The 20,185-nt window shown below is 56.2% G+C and carries 11 protein-coding genes; 4 read left to right on the forward strand and 7 right to left on the reverse strand.

The genetic code is table 11. The features are described 5' to 3' along the window. Positions 1 to 101 precede the first annotated feature (101 nt). From CEE69_RS06560 to CEE69_RS06580, 4 genes are all read right to left on the reverse strand, one after another. Positions 102 to 1,262 (reverse strand): WD40 repeat domain-containing protein, encoded by a 1,161-nt coding sequence (locus CEE69_RS06560; protein WP_233214919.1) that lies wholly within the window; start codon positions 1,260 to 1,262, stop codon positions 102 to 104. Between the two features lie 163 nt (positions 1,263 to 1,425). Further along, positions 1,426 to 2,457 carry a hypothetical protein gene (locus CEE69_RS06565; RefSeq protein WP_099259914.1) on the reverse strand — a complete coding sequence of 344 codons (1,032 nt, stop codon included), beginning with the start codon at positions 2,455 to 2,457 and terminating at the stop codon, positions 1,426 to 1,428. 16 nt (positions 2,458 to 2,473) lie between these two features. Then, the gene (locus CEE69_RS06570; RefSeq protein ID WP_099259915.1) at positions 2,474 to 3,409 is read right to left on the reverse strand and encodes a 3'-5' exonuclease; all 936 of its coding nucleotides are present in this window, start codon (positions 3,407 to 3,409) and stop codon (positions 2,474 to 2,476) included. Positions 3,410 to 3,556: 147 nt separating this feature from the next. Then, complete coding sequence (locus CEE69_RS06580; protein ID WP_099259917.1) at positions 3,557 to 4,360, reverse strand: hypothetical protein; 804 nt, start codon at positions 4,358 to 4,360, stop codon at positions 3,557 to 3,559. 295 nt (positions 4,361 to 4,655) lie between these two features. On the opposite strand from CEE69_RS06580, the gene CEE69_RS06585 reads away from it, so the two are divergent. Then, complete coding sequence (locus CEE69_RS06585; protein ID WP_099259918.1) at positions 4,656 to 7,265, forward strand: hypothetical protein; 2,610 nt, start codon at positions 4,656 to 4,658, stop codon at positions 7,263 to 7,265. Continuing rightward, positions 7,255 to 13,035, forward strand: coding sequence for a protein kinase domain-containing protein (locus CEE69_RS06590; RefSeq protein WP_099259919.1), 5,781 nt, complete (start codon positions 7,255 to 7,257; stop codon positions 13,033 to 13,035). Before CEE69_RS06585 ends, CEE69_RS06590 begins: the two co-directional genes overlap by 11 nt. Positions 13,036 to 13,053: 18 nt before the next feature. Here the strand turns inward: CEE69_RS06590 and CEE69_RS06595 are convergent, their stop codons facing one another. The 3 genes from CEE69_RS06595 to CEE69_RS06605 are packed head-to-tail and all read right to left on the reverse strand — an operon-like array spanning position 13,054 to position 17,746. Continuing rightward, the gene (locus CEE69_RS06595) at positions 13,054 to 15,264 is read right to left on the reverse strand and encodes an HlyD family efflux transporter periplasmic adaptor subunit (protein WP_099259920.1); all 2,211 of its coding nucleotides are present in this window, start codon (positions 15,262 to 15,264) and stop codon (positions 13,054 to 13,056) included. Continuing rightward, complete coding sequence (locus CEE69_RS06600; RefSeq protein WP_099259921.1) at positions 15,261 to 16,361, reverse strand: HlyD family efflux transporter periplasmic adaptor subunit; 1,101 nt, start codon at positions 16,359 to 16,361, stop codon at positions 15,261 to 15,263. The genes CEE69_RS06595 and CEE69_RS06600 overlap by 4 nt, the downstream gene beginning before the upstream one ends. Then, positions 16,361 to 17,746, reverse strand: coding sequence for an HlyD family efflux transporter periplasmic adaptor subunit (locus CEE69_RS06605; RefSeq protein ID WP_099259922.1), 1,386 nt, complete (start codon positions 17,744 to 17,746; stop codon positions 16,361 to 16,363). Before CEE69_RS06605 ends, CEE69_RS06600 begins: the two co-directional genes overlap by 1 nt. Before the next feature lie 260 nt (positions 17,747 to 18,006). Here CEE69_RS06605 and CEE69_RS06615 point away from each other — a divergent pair, with 260 nt between their 5' ends. After that, positions 18,007 to 19,863, forward strand: coding sequence for a TolC family protein (locus tag CEE69_RS06615; RefSeq protein WP_099259924.1), 1,857 nt, complete (start codon positions 18,007 to 18,009; stop codon positions 19,861 to 19,863). A 134-nt stretch (positions 19,864 to 19,997) separates the two neighbouring features. Then, the coding region (locus CEE69_RS33080) for a hypothetical protein (RefSeq protein ID WP_233214920.1) at positions 19,998 to 20,185 on the forward strand (188 nt) is incomplete at its 3' end.

Below are 20,185 nucleotides of genomic sequence, written 5' to 3' on the forward strand. Positions count from 1 at the left end.
GATCACGTTTGGTACCTCCTTGTACCGCACATTGATTTCAGTTGGACGCGAGGGAGTTCAGGTCAGCTGAAGGAATGGAAGGATGAGATGCGGTCGATGGGTCAGCGAGGTGTCGGTTCGCTGGCCGGGGTCGACCCGTCGTTGCCGAGTGCAATCTTGCTGTCCGCCATTGCGTTTCGATTCAAATCCCAACGCCGCAAAGTCGCGTCAAATCCGCCGGAGAACACCATGCCATCGACGGCGGCAAGCGTTGCCACCGATCCGACATGGCCTCTGAGTTGTCCGGACACATAAAGCGATCGACCGTCGTCGGCCAAGTCGACCAAGTGAATCACATCGTCGCTGCCGGCCGCCGCGATGCGATGACTGTCGACGATCGCCAATGAGAACAAGCGTCCCGAGGTGATCTTTTGACGCGAAAGCACTTCGTTGGTCCGTGTGTCCCAGCGTAGGATCACGCCGTCTTCGTCGACACTGACCAAGATGTCCGAGTTTGGCATGAACGCCAAGTCGCGAACGCGTCGTTCGTGCAAGTGCTGGTCCGCGATCAATTTGCCCGTCTTGGGATCAAACAAGTGCAGGTGCCCGTCACGACCGGCGATCGCAAGTGCTTCGCCATCGTGTCGGTAAACGCAGCAACGCAAATCGTTGCAATCGCAAAGCAGTCGATCGTTTTTGGTTGGTTCGTTCGAAATCAAGAACACTTCTTTGTCAAATCCAACTGCGACCATTTGATGACCGGTCGGTGAGAAATTGACACACGCCAAAGCGGGCGCGGATCCGATTTCTTGCAACACTCTGAATTGTTCGTTGCGGTCCCAAATCACCAACCGACCATCGTTGCCGGCGGATGCCAATCGGCTTCCCGTCGCATCAAAGGCCAACGTGCGAATCATGTCGCTGTGGCCGATCGGGGATTCTCCAGAACGCTGGCCGTCGCCCAAAGTGCGAACGATTTGCAGCGTTTCTTGACGAAGCAAACGAATCACGTGGTCGTCGCCTGCAACAGCCAACCATTCGCCACGAGGGTCAATCGCCAGTGCGGTCACAACCACCTGTTTCACACGGTCATCAACCGGTGGAAGACGAACCACACGCGCCGCGGGCAGGTCGTTGGCGGTGATCAACTGAGTGGGCTCGCCCACCAATTGAACGCCATTGACGCCCAACGGCGGTTCCGCCAACGCATTCCAAGCCGGTGAGGCCATGGATGCCGTTGCCAGTGCGACCAAGAGTTGACGCCGATTGATTGTGTTTCTCATTTCGTATGCCCCCGCATGACGAACCAGGGTGAGACGACGCGTTCCTTGCGTACGCACTCCAATCGGAAGGATCGGCATGATCCGCCCAGGTCGTGAACCGAAATCCGCACGCAGCGTGTTTCGAGATCGGAATCAGGCGGGGGGAAAGGGCTCGCGCCCGTTTTCACTCGGTCGAGTCGAGGGCTGTTTGGCCGCCCGTCATCCGCAGATATGCCACCGCCAACGGCAGACTCGCGATCGGAGTGGTGATGGCTTGGCCGACGTACAACAGCAAAGCACCGATCGTGGATAGCAAAAAGTAGAATGTGACAACTTTCAGGCTCACCCGCCGATGTATCCACGATAGCGCGAAGCTTTGTTGCAGGCTCTGCCCGAACGAGGACCGACCGTCGGCGATCAAGCAAACGCTTGGCCAAAGGAGCCACTGCAACGCGAAGATCAGAACGAAGTAAACGCAGCCGACGGAGAAGGTGCCGACCAGCGTCGCTGTTTCACGCGGAAACGGAAGGATCAACATGAACGCAATCATGACCGCCACGCCCACTAACAACAGCATTCCCATCATCACGGCAACGAACAGCATGAACAAAGTCATGTGAAACAGCACACGCGGGGGAACGGACAAGCTTCCCCGGGACGGCATCGCGTCCGATCCAGGAGCAAATCGAAGGGGTGACTGGTTTCGGCCGCGGCCATAACGAGCCACGGCCAACGTCATTCTCGCCATCACGGACGTTGTGTAGGCGGTGGTCAAAATGCCAACGCAGACCACCATGAAAGTCGCGAGAACAAAGGTCAGCATCTGAGTCGCGTCTTGTTGAGCCAAGGTCCAAAGATCGCTTAGCTTTCGGCAAGGCCACGCGACCAAGACAAACCAAATCAAAGTTGTCAGGCAAGACACGCCCAACAGGACTTTCCAATTGCTGCGAAACAATTGAAGTGCGTCAAACAAGACGCTCTCAACCGACGATTCAGTAGGCTGCAACAGCGTGACGGCTCGTTGCCGGTTGGCAAACGAGTGTGGGTCGGCGGGGACTTGATTGCCGGCAACTCGCAAGTCAATTATGTGTGAGCATGCGGCGCATGAACCGCTTTGGAACGGTTGGTTGTTCGATTCGTTGTCGCGTGAAACAACGGGAAATTCGATCAATGCCACACAATTCGGGCAGGTCACTCGCAATGCTTGGTTGCTCATCAGGAATTCTCGGCATTCACGCTTTGGATTCGTCCGGTTCAGCCGCGTCTTGCTCGCCGCCCGATGATGCAGTGCTTTTCGAACCCGTGTCGGCGGAGACGTCTTCTTCGCTTTCAATTTGCTCGGCGTCGGCCTCTTCCGATTCGGCGAGCCAAGGGTTGTTCCAATCCCCGATTTGCGTCATGTAATCGGCGCAGGCTTGGCAGGTTTCGCTTTCCTTTTCGATCCAATCACGCGTTTGCTGAACCAGTTCGATCTCTCGTTCCAATTCCAGTTTGCCCGTCAGCACCATGCACCGCAGAAACACGAAGTACGTGTCCAACACATCGCAGCGGCAATAGTCACTGATCTCTTTCTGATTGCCGGCATCGTAAGACGCTTGGACTTGATCGCCACTGAGTCCCATCTTGCCGGGTTTGTTCAACGTTTGGGCGGCCAGGTTGAGGCCTCCGTTGAAGCGAGCGGCACCGAAATTGGTCAACAGTTCCTGCAAATCCAAATGGGCATGCGTGCTGAATCGATTGCGACGCGACTTGTAGCCGCTGTCGTCAAACCATTTGGGGATCGAAATTCCATACCGGAACGCTGACAGTTCCATGATCGGAATGTCAAACGATCGGCCGTTGAACGTCACCCACTGGGGCATGTTGTACATCTCCCAGCCTTGCCAGAAGTACTTGGTGATGACGTGCGGGCGAAACTCGGGTTCGTCCAGCGATTTGATGTCCACCAAGCGAAAGTCGGATGTGACTTTGGCGACCACCACCGCGATGGGAACTTGAAACGTATGGGGAATGAACGTCGACCCGGTTTGTTCCAATCGCTCGGCTTGATACTTCGCAATGGCCTCGTCTGGGGACAGGTCTTCACCCGAGTAACGGACGCGCGAGATGAGATCGCCATCCGCGATGCTTTCGACGTCAAAGATCAGGTGCGAGACTGCGTCACTCATGGTGCTTCCTTTTCAACGTTTGCCCGTGACCGGATGGGCCGAAATTGCCATCGACTCGGGACATTTTGATCGGTGCGAACAAACTACCACAGACTCACCGAGATTGGGTGATTCGTGCCGCGATGAGCTGCATCGATCGAGGCCAATTCAGAGCACCAAAAAGGTGAAACCGGCGATCACGGCGGCTTCGGCCAGCACACCTTTCGCGAGTTCATGCCGAGTGGGATCGGTATGCAAAGGTTCGATCGACAATGCGTAGCGTTGGCAAGTTTTGCAGTCGCCCGCTGAGTTGACGCACTGACAATGCGGTTCGCTGGCCATTCGATACGGCCAAACGGCGGTGTTGGAGAGGAACCAGAATGTGGAGACGGCGTTGGTCAGGTAGCCGTGTCCGTTGCCGCAGCGTTCCAAATTGCGTTCTTCAAAATGCAATGGCTGGTGGAAGAAACAAACCGGATAGCGATCATAAGTTGGGATCTCATGCCAATCGCTTTCGATCACGTGCGCGGCCATCGGTGCGAGCAACTCGGCGGCGTGGTTTTCGGGAAACGAACCCGCGACGTCCGCCTGAACCACGCGAATTTCGCGAATGGGTTTTTCGAGTGCCGCGAATCGTGATTGCAGCCTTTCCGCGGCGCGTTGCTGTGGGGCCGTTTGGGCGGCGTCTGACGCGGATGGTTGATCGGTCAATTGGTGTGAGACCGTTTGCGCCGCGTGCGTGCTGATTTGATCGTCCTTCAGCATGCTTCGAAACGAAGCGGACTGCGTCGCGGGAGCCAGCGACACGGATTGCGATTGTTGGGCGGTCGCCGTCGCTGAAAGAAAACTCGCACAACCAAGCACCAGCATCGCGATTCTCGAGACACGACCGACCCACAGTGGCCGCGAAACATCGGCGACGATGATTTCGGTCGATCGCGATTGAGCCATCAGTGCTTGGATGAAGTTCATAGCTTCGCTTCAATTTGCGTCCAGTTCCGGAGGGAACTCACGCTGGTCCCTCATGGTCTCAATCGGCGGAACCCATTCCTTTCCCCATTTTGATCGCAACAACCGCTAAACCGGGAGGGATCGTTGCAATCGGAACACCTTAACGTTGCGATTTGGGCGGTTTCTTCCACCTGAGCCAGTTCTTCGGTGGGGAGGAGGCTTTTGAATGTTCCTGAAGCAAGTGCGGATTAGAATATTTCTTCGCGAAATCGTCTCGATACACGTTCTTCACTCGGTCACCAAAGCCTCCAGAATCATGCGATTTCTCCAGTCCAAATTGGCTCGCGATTGGAGGCCAAAGGCGTCGCGAATTTGGTCGCGTTCGTGGGCAAAATGGATCCGAGCGGATGTCGCCGAAGTCGGCCCGCCGGCCCGGTTTGTTCCGAGCATTCGTCCGCTGGAAAAACGGTTGGTTCTCAACGCCACCGCTGAGTTGACCGCACTGGGCGATCTTCTGGTCCAAGGGGACGCGGGATTTGACACGATCGAATCATCGTTGACACCAACAGGCGAACTTCAATTCACTGATTCGGTGACGGGCATCATTCCGATCACGATTGGCCACGACGTGATTGGCAATCCGATCCAAGTCGATTCGATCGGCGTCGACGCGATTACTGGCGGTCGCGTTCGAGTGAACTTGGGCGGTGGCAACGATTCGTTGCACTTGCGATTGCCTGATGGTTTGGATGCGACCGTTCGTGGCGGGCTCGGGAAAGACAGCGTGGATGTCGAAGTGCTATCGCCATCGACCATCGGAAATGATGTCGACGTCGCCGCGGAAATGATTTCGGTCCGTGGCAACGCCAACACATCATTCGCATTGCTGCCGGAGTTGGGGATGTCGGTCGTCAACATCACCGAACTGACCACCGAAGATGTCGGGCGCGTTGACTTGGGAGAAGCAACCACCACGGTTCAAGATCGAGTTCAACTGCTGGGTCTGCAAGATGATCTGGTCTTGGAGTCATCTTTGACAACACCGGTTTTGGAAGTGACTGGCCAAGGTGCGGTCCGTCAGTTGGTGACCAGCACGTTGGTGGTCGACGATCTGGACGTTTCGGCTGATGCGGGCGTGACGTTGAATCAAACCAGCAACCAAATCTCCAACGTCCGAATACTCACGGCTGATGCGGATGTGCAATTGGTCAGCCAGTCCGATTTGATCGTGCAGCAGATCAACGCGGGCGACGCGAGAGTCGAGGTGTTCGCGAATTCGATCAACGATTCAGCGGACGACAACTTGGCGGATTTCATCGCCGATGAACTTCTGCTCGAAGCGAACGATGGCATCGGCAACGTGCAAGAACTGGAATTGCAGTCGGTGACTCAGTTGGACGTCGATGCCGGCGACGGAAACGTGGACTTGGTATGGATGGCGGTCGACGAGCCCGTTGTGGCACGCATCGACTTCGGTAGCGGTGACTTCCGATTGGAACAGAATGGTGGGTTGGACCTGACGCTTGAAAGAGTGATGGTCGATCAAGGTTCCATTTGGGTTCGCAACGATGGCAACATCATCATCAACGATGTCGTCGCCGGTGATGGATATGTCGATGTTCACGCCGAAGGCGATTTGATCTTGGTGGATGACGAAACCACCGATGATGGGCCAGATCGCAAATTGGATCCGGAGGTCGTTGCGCTGGGAACCGATGGCCGTGTGCGTTTGACATCCGACCAGCGGATTGTCGCTTCGGACAACGTTCAGATCCAAGCGGCATCGATCGAATCCGGCGCGGTGACCTTGTCCGCACCAGCAATCGAACTGGGGCAGCAATTTGAAATCAACACCGGGAACGGCGTTGGAATCGCGAGGCAGTTCACCCCGCGTCCAGAACTCGATCCAGAAGACCTTGTGCCGCCCAACCCTGATTTGCCGCCACGTCCGGCCGCTCCACCCGTGGCGCCGGAGCCGGGGGAATTGACGGAAGCTTTCTATCAACACGATTCCATTCGCACGAACATTCTGTCTCAGTTCGATGTCAACGATGCCGAGGGGATTCTGTCGGTCAATCTTGGTACCGAAGGCGAGAATGGTTTGACGCTGATCATCGACTGGGGAGCCGACACGGATCGCTTCCAGCGTGTTGAGAATCTACCGGGCTCGTTTCAAACGACCAGCGTCAGCCATGTCTACATGGAGAACGACATTCTGGAATCGACCTTGAATGGCCGCGGGAGTGCAACCGACCCGTTGAACGTGTTGTTTGCTGTGGAACATCATGAGTCGATTGTGTTGCTCGGCGAGTCGATCGCCCAACCCAACACGGACGGCTCGCTCGTCTCAATGGACGTTCCTGGCAACGTGATCTCATCAACAGACAATCCGCTGACGCAAACGGCCGCTGGGCCGGTTCTTGAATCAGGGGCAGCGTTCTTTGTGATTCCCCGTGTGAACGTTCCGCTGGCGTTTTTGCCCATTCGAGACGTGATCCCAGAACCAGTTGATCCGGTGACGCCTGTCGTGACGACCACGACCACAACCTTGACGAGCGTGACTTTCGAAACTTCCGAAGCGTCATCCAGTCCCGCGTCGATTCGCGAGGAGTTCTTTCAACTTCGTGCGCTCTCGCCGGATCCCGATGCGGAAGACTTGATCGAACCGGTGCGTTTGCCGGATCGTTCTTTGGAAAGTGATTCCTTGAATCGCCTCTTTTCGAAGCTTCCCGATGGCGAGTATGAGATTCAATATGTGATCGGTGAGTCGGATGAACGCACGATCCTGCAGGTTGAATTGAGAGATGGGCGTCCAATCCAAACCGGCGATGACCTGGAGGCTGGTACGTTGCGTTTGATTCCGCTCGATCTAGAAGAATTGGATTCGGATCAACTCCCAAACGAGGAGCGTGATCATGACGAATGATAAAGATCGCCAAGGTGAACCAGATCACGGTATGCCAGAGGATGAGAATGCGACCGAAAACCATTTCGATTTGGATGAAACGGTCGAGGAAACCGATCCGCAGCAACGAAACGACCATCGCGGTTTGGGGGAGACGATTGACCACGCTGACTTGGACGCCACTTTGGATGAAGGGGAGATCGTCCCTGCCGCACCGTCAGACGATCCCGATGCGACCGTCTCGGACTTGGATCAAACGGTCGAGAAAACCAACCTGACGGTGGAAGATTCGGATCAAACAATCGACGAAAACGACTTCACCGTCGTTGATGCCGATGCAACGGTCACGGATGCGTCGTCGACTGTTTCGGATTTGGATGCAACGGTCGAGGAAGACGCCGACTTCGATCCCGACGCGACCTTGGTGGAAACGGATCTGACGCTCACCGATGCCAACGTCACTGTCATCGACGAATCGCTGACAGAGGCGAATGCGACCATTCCGGAAACGGAAGCCACGGTTGACCTGAACGCGACGCTGGACCAAACGGCAGAGAACTCGCTTCCCACGATCCGATCGAACTCGGAAACACACGAGGATTCGGGAGACTCCAACGCAGCGACGGCGGGAACGATCCTGACAGACGAGGACATTGGTCAAACCATCAACCCTCGCGAATTGACATCCGAGGATGTGACTTATTGGTCCAAGTTGTCGCAAGAGTTCCACACCGGCGCAGCCACCGTCGCTTCGTTCAGTGAATTTGGATCGGCGGTTGCCGGTTCGTCGTTGCCTCTTCGCGGACGTCAGGTCACGACGCCGCAGGAGAGTGAAACGGAAGCGTCCGATTACCGACTGGTTCGGCTGCTTGGTAAAGGCGGGATGGGCAATGTTTTCGTCGCTCGACAAGGTTCGCTGGATCGATTGATCGCGGTCAAAATCATCAAACCTCTGGAGGATGACAAACGCGACGCACTTCGAAAACAGGGGCGTTTGGAGTCCACCGAAAACAGTCGACGTCAGCAGTTTCTGACCGAAGCGGTGATCACCGGCGACTTGGATCACCCCAACATTGTTCCGATTCACGATGTCGCGGTGACCGGCGAGAACACTTTGTTCTATGCCATGAAACGTGTCGTCGGGACGCCGTGGAACAAGGTCATCGGCGAGAAGTCGCGGGACGAAAATCTTGAGATCTTGATCAAGGTGGCTGATGCGATCGCGTTCGCTCACACGCGAGGGATCATCCACCGCGACATCAAACCCGAAAACGTGATGCTGGGTGACTTTGGTGTCGTGATGGTGATGGATTGGGGCATCGCGTTGGCACTGCCCCAATTCGAAAAGCTGAGTTCGATCACACCTGCGAAGGGATTGGGTGGCACGCCATCGTTCATGGCGCCTGAAATGGCGACGGGACCACTGGAGGCGATTGGTCCAGCGGCGGATATCTATCTGCTCGGTGCGACGCTGTTCATGATCGTCACCGGCAAGGCCCCGCACCATGCCAAGAACGTTCGGGAATGCTTGCGAGCGGTTGCGACCAACGAGATTCGGGATGTTGATCCTCGGCACGAAGGTGAGCTGCTCAACATTGCTCGCAAGGCGATGGCGACTCGCATCGAAGACCGCTATGCGAGCGTGGTTGAGTTCCAAGAGGCGATTCGCGAATATCGTTCGCACTCCGAAAGCATCTCGCTGGCGGCCAGAGCGACAGATGATCTGAACAAGGCAGAACAGACTCTTTCGTACACGTTGTTCTCACGAGCGACGTTTGGTTTTGAAGAAGCATTGCATCTTTGGGATGGAAACCAAGCCGCGCGAGACGGCATGGCTCGGGCGCGGTTGGCTCATGCTTCCGCGGCCCATGACAACGAAGATTTCGACCTTGGCTTGTCGCTGCTGAAGCCGGATGGCGTGTTGCTGCATGAATCGCCTGAGCACGAAGAAATGGCGATGAAGCTGGAACAAGCCATCCAGGATCGAAAGGCTCGTGAGTCACGGTTCAAGTTCTTGAAGCGTGCGGTTGCTGCGATGTTGCTGTTCATCTTCGTCGGCGGTGCGTTCGCATTGGTAACGATCAACGCGAAGGAGAAAGAGGCACGGCGACAGGCAAGTAGAGCCGAGGAGCAAACCCGGATCGCGAAAGAACAGGAACAGGTCGCGCTGAAAGAAAAAAGAACGGCCACCGAGCAGAAGAACATCGCTGAGGAGCAAAGAAAAAACGCGGAAAGTCAGAAAGCGGTGGCTGAAAAGCAGAAGGCCCTTGCAGAAAAACGTAGGAAAGAGGCAGAAAAACAACGGAAGATCGCGAATGAACAAACTGAGCTCGCTAAGGCGAACGAGCGCACAGCAATCGAAAATAGGGAACAGGCTGAACGAAATGAAGTACGCGCCAACAAGAATGCGGAAAAAGCTCGCGTCAGCGCAGAAGCTGCCCGTGTAGCCCAAGCCGAGGCGGAATACGAGTCTTATGTTTCTCAAATTGGATTGGCCAAAGCACGTGTGGATCGCAACGAGTTCTCTGACGCTCGACGGATTCTTTCGAAGTTGGCCGATGGCTATCGGGAGCGATTCCCCAAGGAGCCGTTGCCATGGGAACTGCGTTGGTTGTCAGCTACCGTTCGTCAATCCAAAACAGTCGCTTCGCTACCCGTGATCGCGGATCAATTGTTGTTGGCTCAGGCTCCAACGAGTGAGTCTCGGCGTGGTTTGATTGTTCAAGATGACGGGCGGATCGCGACATTCTCTCTCGCCAGTTCCGGTCAATTGACAATGGCGGAAGCGTGGGACGATCCCAATGGCGGATTCGTCACGGCCACCGCGATGAATGCATCAGGCGAACAAGTTGCAATCGGAATGCTCGACGGAAAAATCGAAATTTGGAACGGGGATCTGTCCAAACGCATATCGCGTTTGCCGACGCATGACGGACCGGTCAGCGACCTTGGTTTTGCCGACTCAAACACGTTGGTGTCATCATCCACCGATCGTACGGTCCGGATTTGGGACCTGATTTCGAATGGCGATGATGGCTTTCCTACTTTCAACGAACATTGGCACGTCGGTCCAGTCACACAAGTCACTGCCGTTCGCGATGGGGAAACGGTTTGGGTTGCTGCGGCGGTCAACGATTCGGCACGGGGACGTGTGGCGGTTTGGAACATCGGTGTCGGTGGAGCAGATGCTGGGACTCGGGTTGGCCGTTTCATGCGGCATGATTCGGAAGTGTCTGCGGTGTCGGCTTGGATGGAGGATGACTCTCCCGTCTTCGCGAGTGGTGACACCGATGGAAACGTATTCGTTTGGGATCAAGAAGATCTGGTTGATGCGGATCCGAAGAAAAACATCGAAAGTGCGGTCCAGAACTTGGCTTCGGTTGATGCTTCCAAAAGCAATGTCGATGTCTCCACAGCGTTGAGCGAAACCACACCAATTCATCGCGGCGGGGTGCAGGCCATTCGATATGACGGGACGCTCGATCGACTGATAACCGCCGGTAAAGACTACGTGGTGAGAACATGGACGCGTGCGGACGTTCCGAGCGAAGCCGAACTTGGGCCTTGGGCTCGCGAGCGATCGTTGCGCGGCCACGGCGGGGCGGTGAAGTCAGCGGTGTTTGTTCCTGCATCCGGTGGCGACGTGCTGTCTTTGGGCGACGATCAAACGCTTCGTTATTGGGAATCAGAAACGGGACGGTTGGACAGTGGATTGGAAGACAATCTCACATCCACTCAGCCGAAGGGCGATCAGAATTTAGCGGCCGATGGTTTGGACGCATTCGAAACGGCCGCCCACGAGGACGAGATTTGGTCGGCGCGATTTAGCCCCGATGGAACAAAGGTTGTGACATCCAGTCGCGATCACACGGCGCGAGTGCTGTCGATTGATTCCAATACATCTCGATTCGATACTCGTCTGACGATCTCGTCGGACGAGCAATCGTCGCCGGCAGAAGATGGGGGAACACTGGAAGAAGGCAGCGCGTTCGGTGCGATGTCTATGCGAATGGACCCTGTGCATCGTCGATTGTTTCTCGGCAATGCCGACGCGACGGTCCGCATTTGGGACATCGATCGTGGAACAGAACTCGGCAGCGTTCGTGGGACGGGGCTGAACGATGTGTTGGCGGTTTCGAAAGATGGCAGCCTTCTTGCCACCGGTTCCAGTTCCACCGAATCGGACGTTTTGGTTTGGAAGTTGGATCCGTCCAAGCAAATTTCGCCTCGGTTACTGCATCGTTTGAATGGGCATGAAGAATCCGTCGCTGCTCTAGCGATTTCTCCTGACAGCCATTGGTTGTTCAGCGGCGATCGAGCGGGCCGAGGCCGTGTGTGGGATTTGCAAACAGGCGAACCGGTCGGTGGACCAATCGACGATTTCCTCGGCTTTCGCATCAACACGGCATCGTTCGCGGGTGATTCAGAAAGCGTTTGGGTTGGATCCGATAATCAATCGTTGATGCGTTGGCGTTGGTCCGATCGGAGTTGGGCGGACCGCTATGACACCGATGGCTTTGTGATGGACCTTGTCGTTTCGCCCGATGGACGGCAGGCAATCACGATCGATCAATCGAAGCGAACCGACCGAACCATTGCCAGTGTGACTTGGTGGGATCTTCCCAGCGGCAGACAACAACGATTGCTTTCGGAAACATTTTCAAAGGATCAAACCAGCGTCTTTGGTGGCCGTCCCAACTTTGGCGGAGCGGCATTTTCAACAGACGGTCGGTTGGCTCGGTTGGTTGTGACTCCAGCCGGAGATCGTTCCAGTCGCGTTGAGACCTGGGACCTATCCAGCGAAATCGGGACGGCGAAACGAGTCGCCGCGGTTGAACTGCCAGAACGCATTGGGGAATGCACCGCGGTGGCGTCGCTGCAAGGTGATCGCTTCGTGACCATGCACGGCAATGCGGCGTTTCGATGGGACGGTGACTCCAACTCGCATCTGATGAGCTATCGAGCTCACGGTGCGGTCACACGAGCCACCTTTGCCGATGGTGATCGCCGTGTGATCACGGCCAGTCGCAGTGTCAAAGTTTGGGATGCGGAGACTGGCAAGACAATCGGCAAATTAGAGTCGCCTCACGAGGGCACTGTTCGCGCGATTGCGATCTCTCCTACGGAAACGTTTCGCTTGGCAACCGGTGGTGACGATTCACGAGTTCGCGTTTGGGACTTTGAAGAGAACTCAGGGACATTCCAGTCCGTCAGTCGGTGGAACGATCCGGTTTTGCAAGGCGGGATCGCTTCGTTGGACTTCAGTCCGGATGGTTCGTGTTTGCTGGCGACAACCAATCAAGGTGCGGCGACGTTGATGCGAATGGACGGGGAGGAGACGCTCAACCTGATGGCGGATCCATCGCTCGGCAAACTGAACGTCGGCCGCTTTTCCAAAGATTCCAAATGGGTCGCGGTTGGTGGATCCGACAACGTCGCGCGAATGTGGGACGTGGAGAAGTGGTTCGCCAATCCAAGGTTTGGAACGGCGGACATTGAGGCCCCGATTCAGATGATTGGACATGCGGAACCGATCTCCGATTTAGCCGTGCTGTCCAATCCGCTTCGGTTGTTTACCGCCAGTGAAGATCGCTCGGTGAGAGTGTGGGATCCGATCGCACAGGGAGCGAATCGTGACGAACAAGCCAGGTTGGGACGAGAGTTGCTGGAACTGCGAGGTCACAAGGATGCCTTGTCCGCGTTGGATTTGACCGAGAAGGGGGATCTGATGATGACCGCGTCCGAAGATGGCACCGTCCGGTTGTGGCCGGCGGCGACGAGTTCCGACTGATGACCGGTTGGTCGATCGTCAGCTATTCGTACGGAAGTGGGTGGCCAACCAGTGCCGAGTTCGTTTCCACAGCGAAGCGGGCTCAACGTGCACGCTCACTTTGGCCGTCCAGTTCGATGGCGGAGGGAAGTCAAACGGTCGCTTGTCAGGATCAAGTGCAACGGTGACTTCGTAGGTCCCATCATTCTCAGACGGACGCGTGCCCACTTCAGTAACATTCCCGATCCATGTGGCACCGGAGGGGAATGTCGTGACGGCCGCTTGGCCCTCTCGCATCCATCCGATCTGCGATGCATCGATGGACACCGAGACCTTGTGCTGATCGTCTGAAACGACATTGCAAATGGGAGTTCCGCTGTTGATCCAAGCTCCCCGGTTGATCGCTTCGGTTGGTTGCCCACTCCAACCAATTTGGGATCGTGACCGATGCCATGGTGTGACGGGTTTGGCCGAGACCGCAACGACCCGGCCCGCGTGAGGCGAACGAATCTCAAGGTGCTCCGACTCTTTTTGGATCGTCAGCAGTTCTTCGCGTTTGGATTGCAGTGCGAATTCGATGGTCGGGATATTGGCCAAGGTGGGAGTTCCGGCGTCCGATTGAATGCGCCTCATGCGAGTTCCCTTCAGACGAGCTTCCAATTCAGCAATCTCGCCCTCGAGGCGTTCGATTTGGAGGAAGGTTTTCCAATCCGACAACCTAGCGATCGACTCGTTGGCTCGTACGAAATGTCCCGTGGAGGCAATGGATTCCAAACGTCCCGCGGTCAATGCAAAAATCTCGGTTTGCTGGATCGGTTGAACCTTCGCCGTCGCATTCACGCGGTGAGGAAGCGGGATCGAGAGAACTGCCACCGATAAGGCAGCAACCAAACCAATCATCATTCGAGATCGGCGGCGAGCTTTCACGGGAGCGACCTCGGATGGCGTTCGCAGGATGGGAGCGGTCCAAACTCGCATCACGCGATACAGAAGGATCGCAATAGCGGCGATGCCGATGGTGGTCGCACCGATGGACGCGAGATGATTGAGCAGCAACCAGCCGATGGTTCCGAAGACGACTAAGCGATAAGCACTGCTGGCAGTTGCATAGGCGAGCAAGCCGAGTGAGTTGCGATCGTTTTGCACCGCGGTGGGTTGGGACTGCGATTCCGTTTGAATCGATGACGCACCCCAGAACCAAGACCGCAATCGCATTTGCAACGCGACTCGGGAACGTGTTGCCAGATTGGGAACCGAAACCGCGTCGGACAGCAGGTAGTAGCCGTCATAACGCATCAGTGGATTGCCGTTCAGAATCAACGTGTTGACCGATGTTACCATCAACACAAACAACAACACGTTTTGCGGCAGTCCAGGCATCGAATGGGTCCAGGCAACCAGTGCGAGGGATCCAAGCACACACTCAGCCAGGATTCCTGCGGCGGAGACGAGCATTCGTTTCCATGGTTGCGGCATCAACCAAGCGTCGCTGACGTCGCAGTACAAGCAAGGGATACCAAACAACAGCATGACACCCATCTCGTGACAGCTTCCTCCAAACCATTTGCATGCTACCGCATGAGCGAGCTCGTGGATCAGCTTGACCCCCGAAATCACAAACGCCAGAACGATCCACGTGGATGGAGATTGTAGCGCCGAAGCACTCTGGCCGATCGCTGGAATCAATCGTTCCCAGTGCGTAAGAAGAATGGCTCCTGTGAGCACAGTCCATGCGGAACCAATGACCGTGCATGTACGTTGATTCCTTGCAACAAAGTTTCGAGCGATTTTCACAGGGCGATCAAGCCATCGATCGGGATCCAGCAACGGGATTCGAATGGCCAAAGGGTTGTGTAGAATCCGTTGCCAAAACGACTCGCCGAGTTCATGTCGCTGAGTTCCCGCTCCACTCTGCGAAAGCAGTGGAGTGCCATCAGCAGACGCGGTTGTGACCCAAGCGTTTCGGTTGGCTTGGTCTACGAAGGCTGCAAAATCTTCTCGCGAAAGTTCGACTGGAGCGAGCAGACGTTGGCAATGCAGGTGGGCTTGTTCGAACGACCGACGTCCATCCAGACTTTGAAGAATCGCGAATTCTTGCTCGTTGACCATCCATTGCGCCGAGAAGCGGTCGTGAGAGCCTCGCGTCGATACGACAGGGTCTCGGATCACCCATTGAAAGGCTTTGCCAACGCGGATGATGCGGCAAATCAAATCCGGACGCAATCGAGGCTGGATGGCCGCGGAACTCATCGTGTCGTTCCGTGATCGTTGTTCGGGAGCATCAGTCGGGCCGGCGAGCCAGGAAGCAGTTTCCCGTCGGCGTTGTCTATTTCAATCCAAAATCGCGTTTCTCGCGTGAGCGGGTCGACTTCGGGACTGATGAATTTCGCTTCGCCAATTCGTTCGGTTGTCTCACTTGTCGCAAGCTCAATAATCAGCTTGGGTTTGGATTCGTCACGAAGCCAATGGATCCATTTGGCGGGCAGATAGCCTTCCACTCGCAGACGATTGAGCTGCACCACACGGGCGATCGATTCGCCGGGTTGGACCCAGTCACCCACGCGGTGCGAAACCTCGACCACGATGCCATTGATCGGCGACTTCAATGAGTGTTGGTCGACATTCACCGTTGCCAGTTCGAGTTGCTGCTCTTTTAGTTTCGTCTTGAGCTGGACAACGTTCGCCGCGGCTTTGGCTTGTCGGACTGCGACTTCGGCCGATCGGATTTTGTTTTGCAGAGATGACGCCGTGGCCTGATCGACCGATTGTTCCAAACGAGCGTTCTCTTGTTCGAAGATGGCTTGCTGGGTTTCCAAGCTTCGTTGTTCGTAAGCGAGGCGGAATTGATCGATCTCGGATTGCGAAACCGCGTCGTCGAAATCTTTTTTGGCGTTGACCGCACGCGTCCATTCGCTCTTGGCAACCGCTTCGGCTTTTTGGGCAGCGAGCACACGGATATCGTTTTCGGCCAGACGTTTTTGAATCGCTGCGCCGGCATCGTGTTCTTTGGCTGCGCTCTTTTGTTCTTCCAGAAATGCGAGCGCAGCATCGAGATCCAGTGTTTGGTCGCTTTGAAATTGGATGATCGCGAGATCTTGTTCGGCCGACTGTTGTTGCAGTTTGGCGACCTCATCGTCGAGGCTTGCCAGCAGTTCGCCTTGAGTAACCGGGTCGCCTTCGGTCACATGAATCTTGACCAACCGTCCGGGATGCATGGCAACGGCGGAACCTGATTGCGCGGGAGTGACAATCAGATCGCCTATCCAAGTTGGCTGTTGCGCGTCTTGGGCGAATACGGGGAAAGCGACGACAAGCGAAAGTCCCGCTGCGATCAGTGCTCGGTGCATTACCAAATCTCCCGAAGGGAATCGAAGAAGGGACGAAAGAGGACGTACGCGAGACTTCGTCGTCCTGCTTCTACATCGCCAACGACCGTCGAGCCCATGGGTTGGTCGGTAATGCCTTCCAGTGTTGACGGCACGGTCGCGCTGAGTTGGACGACAGGTTGCTGTTCTGCATTGGGATGCACCGCGGATGCGATTTGTTGAACTTCACCGGTCCAGCTGACATCAGGCTGGGCCCGCAGACGCAAGCGGCACGTCAAAGGCTGGCTTTCGGATTGAGCTTGCAGGACATGCCCTACGTGTTGCTCGGCCAGTTCCACGTCAGCGATCATTCCGGCGGATGAATCCACTACGTCAAAGAGCCATTGTCCTTGGAAGACATCACGGCCAACCAGGGTCTCTTCCTCATCCCAACGTCGGACTTGGCCTTGGACTGTCGATCGAATCGACATCGATGCTTGCACGGAATGCAGTAGCTCAAGTTGTTTCTCGTACGACCGAATGCGTTCTCGAAGAACCAATTCGTTTGTCGATGACTGCAGGCCGCTTGAGTCGGTCGATGAGTTGGAAGAGCCCGATGGAGTTGATCGATCGGATCGGATGGTGCGGCGTCCGGCCAGTTCCGCTTTCGCGGTCGCCAAGTTGCCCGCGACCATTTGGGTTTGCAGGTCCAGTTCGTCGCTTCGCAGTTCGATGAGCAGGGTGCCTTGCTCAACTTGTTGTCCATCTTCGACGTGTACCGTGACCACTCGGGCCGCTGTCGGTGCAAAGAGACGTTGTTGGTGGATCGGTTCCAGGCTGCCTTCCACGGGGAGTCGCAAGGGAACCTGGACGACCCACAGAATTAACACGACTACCGCAAAGACGACCGCCCAAATGGCTCGCGAAGATTGACGTTTAAGGCGTGGCGGAGACGTTTGAATTTGGTCGACAGCACGCTGGAGTTTAGGAGCTAGCGTGTGGCTGATCGACTCCCAATCCGCTTGCAGGTCCGCCGAGTCGACCTGTTGTGCAGATGAGTCGAACGTTTCAAGAACCAAGAACGATGTCGCTCCGGTTGCCTCTTTGGCACGCAGCGGCAGAATCAGGATCGTTTGGGCACCGGAGGTCTCGCGATATCGATCCAGCTGGTTTTGAAAGACCGTGTCAGTGCTGGTCTCGGTCGATTCGTGAATGTGCGAAAGGATCGAGGACCAATCGCGAGCGACGGGCGAGTCCACCGCGATCTCGGATTGCACGGAGGAGCCCATCGGAACCCATTGGTTCTGTCGTCGGGCAAACCACAACGCTCGGTCGGCGCGAGTGTGAGCGACGATGTGATGACACAGTTGATACGGTGTCAGTTCATCGGTCGACACGACGGTCTGAGATGGAATGGTGGCTGTCATGGTTGCGATTTGGAGCCGGTTTCACGGTCGAAACCAGCTGCCTAGTTTAACCAGCCGCTGTAAAGTCTTTGCGTCGTTGTTTGGGCGTACTTGGAATCCGTCGCTGCTCCATTTGATTGAGATTCGCTCAATCTCGATGCATCGATCAGTCGAAGAATCCGGATAGTGCGGGTTGCATCAGTTGTGCTTCCTGCGCCCTCAATTAGCGGATTCATCGAGGGGAAAGTGTGACCAAAGGTCGACCCAGTGCAGGTCGTTCGATGGTTCGATGGGCTTTGGGTCATCGAGCTCGGCGGATTTTGTGCGCCGGCGGAATGGTCCTGACAATGGTACCGGCGATCAGTTCGTTGGGTTGCCGTGCTTCGCGGGCATTGCCTGAAACGCTCGGCAATCGCACCGCTCACGTCGATCAGATCATGTCGCGAGTGGACGCCGGGGCACCGCCGGAGACGCTCACGACTCCCGTCATCGCACCGCTGACATTGCGAGATCCCGAGGCTTTGGCCAAAGCGGATTATCGAGACCTGACGCTGCAGCAGGCTCTCAATCAAGCGATGAGCAACAGCGAGGTCTTGCGAGACCTGAACGCAACCGTGCTGCGAGCACCCGAGACGGTGACGACGGATGAGAGCCCTGGTTTGGTTCAAACCGACCCGCAGTTGGGCATGGAGGCCGCGCTCTCGGCGTTTGATGCGCAGCTCACCGCAGTGGGAACTTGGCAGAACAACGACCGTCGGTTCAACAACCGGTTCTTTGGCGGTGGTGCCAACGCGTTCAAGCAAGATGTGCATGATTACGTGCTGCAGTTGTCTAAGCGAACGGCAACGGGTGCGGAGATCAGTCTGCGAAGCATCACCGATTACGACGCAAACAACGCGACGGGCAACTTGACGCCCAGTGCTTGGCAAACGCAACTGCATGCCGAATTGCGGCAACCATTGCTGCAGGGCGGCGGGTTGGCATTCAACCGGATCGCCGGGCCGGCGGCTTTGCCGGGTGTGTACAACGGTGTGTTGATTGCGAAAACAAACAGCGATATCTCCAACGCACAATTTCGCGAAGACGCTCGCAACTATCTCAGCAATGTCGTCAATGCGTACTGGGATTTGTACTTCGCTTATCGTGATGTCGACGCCAAGCAAGAAGCAGTCGCTCGTAGCCTGGAGACTTGGCGAAGCTACGACGCACAGAAGTCATCGAACCGACGTGGCGGTTCGGCGGAAGCACTTGCGAGAGAACAGTACTACCGGTTTGTGTCGGAGTTACAAGATGCGATTGCTGGCAAGCTGATTCAGCGAACTCAAACCAACAACTCTACCTCTGGCGGCACGTTCGCGGGTGTCACGGGAGTCCAAGCGGCGGAGCGTCGTTTGCGTTTGCTGATTGGATTGCCGATCGCCGATGGGCAACTGCTGCGTCCTGTCGACGAGCCCTTGTCGGCTCCGTTGATCTTTGACTCTCAATCGTTGGCCGTTGACGCGTTGCGAATGCGGAGCGAATTGCAGCAGCAACGGTTGCTGGTCAAACGCCGAGAGTTGGAAGTCATTGCGGCGAAGAACTTTCAGCTGCCAACCTTGGACTTGGTCACCACGTATCGGCTGCGCGGTCTCGGCAAGGATTTGGCGGGTAGCGATTCCGCGTTCAACGAACTTGGGACTGGCGACTACCAAGAGTACGAGGCCGGAGTCGAGTTCCGAATGCCGGTCGGTTTTCGTCAGGCACACGCCGCGGTGCAGCACGCCAAGATCCAGGTGGCACGTGAGCGGGCGGTGTTGCGAGAGCAAGAGCGGCAGATCACCCATGACTTGCTGGCCGTCATCGCGGAGACAGAACGGGCATACGCCCAAATGGAAACCAACCTGAATCGCTACCTGGCTTCGAAGGACGCACTGGATGCTCTCGAGGCCAACCGCAAGGCAGGTTTGCCGATCAGTTTGGAGCAACTGCTCGACGCCCAGCGACGGCTCAACGAATCACAAACTCGCTATCACTTGGCGATGACCGAGTACATGATCGCGGCCAAAAACGTGTATTTCGAATCCGGCACGCTGCTCGAAAACTGCCACGTCGGAATCATCGGCGACACGGTCAAAGCGCTGCCAGCTATCTCGGAGTAGCCGACAGAGGGCCTCTGTCGGCGACATGATTGGCGTGTCGAGTGTAGCCGACGGAGGCTCTCCGTCGGCCTGAGCGCAACCCAGCGCAGGAAGGGATTGGTTTCCCAAGTAGGTCCGAGGCGATGAGTTTGCCGATGTCTGCTGCATTGCCGGCGTGTTTTGCCGACAGAGGGCCTCTGTCGGCTAGTGCGCCTGCAAAGGCGATTGAATTGTCAGGTGAAAGTCCTGACCGGGGAATTCGTTACCGCCCCGTAGCTGATGGTAACTGCGTTTTCAACAGAAAGGGTGGAGAGCAACCAAAAGCGAATGAGCAGTCCGTAAC

The sequence above is a fragment of the Rhodopirellula bahusiensis genome, assembly GCF_002727185.1.
Lineage (GTDB): Bacteria > Planctomycetota > Planctomycetia > Pirellulales > Pirellulaceae > Rhodopirellula > Rhodopirellula bahusiensis.

Excerpts from the sequence above, each read along its gene's own strand:
- CEE69_RS06560 (WP_233214919.1), bottom strand. The coding sequence starts at position 1,262 with ATGAGAAACACAATCAATCGGCGTCAACTCTTGGTCGCACTGGCAACG.
- CEE69_RS06565 (WP_099259914.1), bottom strand. The coding sequence starts at position 2,457 with ATGAGCAACCAAGCATTGCGAGTGACCTGCCCGAATTGTGTGGCATTG.
- CEE69_RS06570 (WP_099259915.1), bottom strand. The coding sequence starts at position 3,409 with ATGAGTGACGCAGTCTCGCACCTGATCTTTGACGTCGAAAGCATCGCG.
- CEE69_RS06580 (WP_099259917.1), bottom strand. The coding sequence starts at position 4,360 with ATGAACTTCATCCAAGCACTGATGGCTCAATCGCGATCGACCGAAATC.
- CEE69_RS06585 (WP_099259918.1), top strand. The coding sequence starts at position 4,656 with ATGCGATTTCTCCAGTCCAAATTGGCTCGCGATTGGAGGCCAAAGGCG.
- CEE69_RS06590 (WP_099259919.1), top strand. The coding sequence starts at position 7,255 with ATGACGAATGATAAAGATCGCCAAGGTGAACCAGATCACGGTATGCCA.
- CEE69_RS06595 (WP_099259920.1), bottom strand. The coding sequence starts at position 15,264 with ATGAGTTCCGCGGCCATCCAGCCTCGATTGCGTCCGGATTTGATTTGC.
- CEE69_RS06600 (WP_099259921.1), bottom strand. The coding sequence starts at position 16,361 with ATGCACCGAGCACTGATCGCAGCGGGACTTTCGCTTGTCGTCGCTTTC.
- CEE69_RS06605 (WP_099259922.1), bottom strand. The coding sequence starts at position 17,746 with ATGACAGCCACCATTCCATCTCAGACCGTCGTGTCGACCGATGAACTG.
- CEE69_RS06615 (WP_099259924.1), top strand. The coding sequence starts at position 18,007 with ATGGTTCGATGGGCTTTGGGTCATCGAGCTCGGCGGATTTTGTGCGCC.